We start from the raw sequence: 3,383 nt of genomic DNA on the forward strand, positions 1-3,383 counted from the left end.
CTGCTTTTTTTGTTTTAAAGCAATGCAAGAGAACCAGCGGCCAATGAATTGGTGAAGATGCCCAAGGTTAGGTAATGATCTTTCCAATTGGTACAAATCAAACCGCCTTGACTTCTTGCTGGTCGATCAGGCTGGCACTATTCGAACCGAAATAGCCATCGTCTAGTACTAGTAGCTCATTGCTTGTCACGGACGAGTATATGCAAATATGGGAGATTGTGGACTTCAAATACATCAAAATGTTAAACTTGAGAGGGCTACAACCCTTGAATTTATTGAAATATCGCCCATATTGTCATCAGGCGCTACTCATCTGATGTGATAATTCTGAGCTTGTTCAAGTGACAAGTTCTTATCATTATCGTATTGTCTTCCTGTTTTTATAACCATCAATGCTTTAATTTTATCAATCGGGTTGTAGAAATCCTTCTTATCATAATTTATCCCAAGCTCATTTAAGTATTGAATTAATAAATCAGAGTCTATTTTGTCTTTTATTTTTCTTTTTGTTTTGTACCTCTTAGTATCTTCGAAAGGAAGTGGTTTCCCATAGTCATGGAACTCCCATCTACTCTCGATATGAGCAGAAACCACCCGTAACTGTTCTTCCTCAGTTTCTTTGTTCGGATTAGAAAATTCAAACGTAGTAGCATCATCTGTGTTAGTAGCTCTAACCATCTCGCATTTCAATCTATCTGACAAAACATTGGGAGCTGAACCATCTGTCCCAAGAATTGTATTTGATATCATTGCAGTCCAATCACTTGTCGTTCCATGAAATAAAAATCGTCTTATCTCGGTTACATTTATGGGCAACAATTCAAGTAAGTTTGATTCTAAATCTTTTTTTAGACTAACTATATTTAGCTTTCTGTACTTATTAATCTCAAGAGGCTTTTGCCATTTCATAAATTCGTCTGTTACAGTTTTAATATCTGCTTTTAAGAAATAGACTGAATCAGTTAAGGGAGTATATTTATTTTCAAAGAAAATCATTTGGTACATGGTGTGTGCCTTGAATGGTGAATATAGCTCAAGAAGATGAGTGTTCCAAAGGGTGAGTCTCGTAGGCGCTGGGGTCGTACGCCCTGGTCATATCTGCATTTTGTTCTTGGAAGATAAATGTGAGAGGCGCACCGTGGGCTTATGGCTCATGGCCGTCTACTCGATTAGCGGTATGTGGTTTTGCTTCTTTGTTCTTTTATTCAGTTAAATGACTGTCTGTATTCCAAAGGCGAAAGGTTTGTTTTTGTTTTAAATAACTTACTGAACGACTGTGAATGTTCAAAGCCAAATTCATAAGCAATTTCACTTACTGATAAGTTGGTATTTGATAATTTTTCTTTTGCTTTCTCAATCAATTTTTCGTGGATGTGTTGTTGTGTGCTTTGTCCTGTCAATGTTTTCAATAAACCACTTAAATAGTTTGGTGATACATTTAGTTCATTAGCAATATGTTGTACCGTAGGCAATCCACTTTCGATTAAACTTTCCTGATCGAAATATTCCTTAAGTATTTCTTCCAAACGATTTAATATTTTATGGTTGGGTATTTTTCTGGTGATGAATTGACGATGATAAAATCTGTTTGAATAATTGAGTAACACTTCTAGTTGGGCAATGATCAGCGGTTGACTAAACTTATCAATATTTGAAACGTATTCCTGCTTGATACTTTGAAAAATATTGATAATGGTGGTCTCCTCTTTATCCGAGAGGTGTAAGGCTTCATTGGCCGAGTAACTAAAAAAGTCGTATTGTTTTATGGTTTTTCTCAACGGGCTTTGCCATAAAAAATCGGGATGAATGAGCAGCATCCACCCTGAAAGCCTATAATCCCCTTCTGTTTCGACTGAAAAAACCTGTTTGGGAGAAATGAAAAACATTACGCCTTCATCAAAATCGTACGTTTGTTGACCATATTTATATTTTACCATGGAATCGAGATTTCTTTTTAATGCAATAGAGTAAAAGTCAAATATCCACCGCGTTTGCTTATTGGCCGAAAGATTACCTGTTTCATCCAAATTGATTACACTCATCAATGGGTGTTCAGGTTTAGGCAAGCCTCGGAATCGATGATATTCGCTTATGGTTTTGATATGATGAGGTGGTATATTTTTCATAATCCTATTTCTATAGTTGATTATACGCTTCAGCAAAATCTTCAGCAAAATCTTTCAGTTTGACCTTGCCCATCCTTTCGGGTTTGTGCATGTTATAATGTTCGTACAATAAACCACTGTTTATGGATGCATACATTTCCGTCAAACCTGCCGCTATTGCTGGTTGCATTCCTGCTGCTTCCAAACCATCTTGCATTTGTTCATCCGTAATAGTTACCCATTTCAAGTCTGGGTTTCCTATCGCTTCACCTAAAATAGTTGCCAATTCATTGTAAGTAAGTTCATCACTTGTTACATAACGTACTTTACGGCCAGTAAGTGGTGAGGTTATTTCTTCGACGATGGCGCTGGCAATATCCGTGGGTGATACCCACGCATTTACAACTTCACCACCGATATTAGATGCCATAAACCCATTTACTTTCGCAGAATGAACCTGCAGTAACAAATTGTAATAAAATTCGGTCGGGCGAATATGGGCAATGGCAACATCCGAAGATAGTTCGTTCAGGATGTTTTCCACGTGATGAGCACCAAGAAGCAGGCCGTTCCCTTTCTCCATATTTCCTCCTATGGTACTTAAGTTAACGACTTTTTTCACTCCTGTTTGCGCAATGGCTTGTGCATAGTTATTCCCCAGTCTTTTATAGTAGCCAAGTAAATCAAGACTATGATCAAAATAGTTTGTTGGTGGTACCATACAAAATACAGCATCAGCACCTGCAAATGCTGAAGTAATAAAATCAACATCTTCTAAAGAGCCAATTGCTGCTGTCGCTCCCATAGCTTCAATATCTCTTTGCCTTTCAGTATTACTGCTTATAACTGTTACCGAACATCCTTTTTGTACCAACTCTTGGGTTAGCGGTCTGCCTATGTGACCTAATGAGCCTGCAAGTGTAATTTTCATCTTTTCTGTTTTATATTCATTGCGAAATTGCTTAGCAAAATTCCGCAGAAACAGAAAGACATTTGTAGTCAAATATATGTTTGTTGTAGGCTAATGTAAGGTCTGTAATTTTTTTCTCTCTATGTTTTGCGGTACCGTGATATTATTATTGCTAACAATTGAATATATGCAACGTTGCACGCATACACTTATATCCTTCCTAATCTAAGGTGTTTTTAATCTCTTTCAAAGAGTGAATTGCAACATGCCTATAAATTTCAATAGTCCGGCTTTACGCACCAGCCGACAACTTCACATTCTCCACAACGATCATCATCCCCCCAGGAGCATTGAGCCTGATACTTTTA

Annotated in this window: 3 protein-coding genes; all 3 read right to left on the reverse strand. The window is 37.4% G+C overall.

Going from position 1 to position 3,383, the window contains the following annotated elements; all coding sequences use genetic code 11:
• Nucleotides 1-309: 309 nt before the first annotated feature.
• The 3 genes from E1163_RS01570 to E1163_RS01580 all read right to left on the reverse strand — a co-directional run bounded on the left by E1163_RS01570 (nt 310) and on the right by E1163_RS01580 (nt 3,036).
• Nucleotides 310-996 carry a hypothetical protein gene (locus E1163_RS01570; RefSeq protein WP_155168772.1) on the reverse strand — a complete coding sequence of 229 codons (687 nt, stop codon included), beginning with the start codon at nt 994-996 and terminating at the stop codon, nt 310-312.
• A gap of 209 nt (nt 997-1,205) precedes the next feature.
• A complete protein-coding gene (locus E1163_RS01575; RefSeq protein ID WP_155168773.1) occupies nt 1,206-2,126 on the reverse strand; it encodes a helix-turn-helix domain-containing protein in 921 nt (306 codons plus the stop codon).
• 10 nt (nt 2,127-2,136) lie between these two features.
• Entirely contained in the window at nt 2,137-3,036 is a 900-nt protein-coding gene (locus tag E1163_RS01580) for an NAD(P)H-binding protein (RefSeq protein ID WP_155168775.1), read from the reverse strand.
• Nucleotides 3,037-3,383: the final 347 nt, after the last annotated feature.

The organism is Fulvivirga kasyanovii (genome assembly GCF_009711405.1).
GTDB classification, from domain to species: Bacteria; Bacteroidota; Bacteroidia; order Cytophagales; family Cyclobacteriaceae; genus Fulvivirga; species Fulvivirga kasyanovii.

Coding starts and splice junctions, on each gene's coding strand:
- E1163_RS01575 (WP_155168773.1), bottom strand. CDS start 2,126: ATGAAAAATATACCACCTCATCATATCAAAACCATAAGCGAATATCAT.
- E1163_RS01580 (WP_155168775.1), bottom strand. CDS start 3,036: ATGAAAATTACACTTGCAGGCTCATTAGGTCACATAGGCAGACCGCTA.
- E1163_RS01570 (WP_155168772.1), bottom strand. CDS start 996: ATGATTTTCTTTGAAAATAAATATACTCCCTTAACTGATTCAGTCTAT.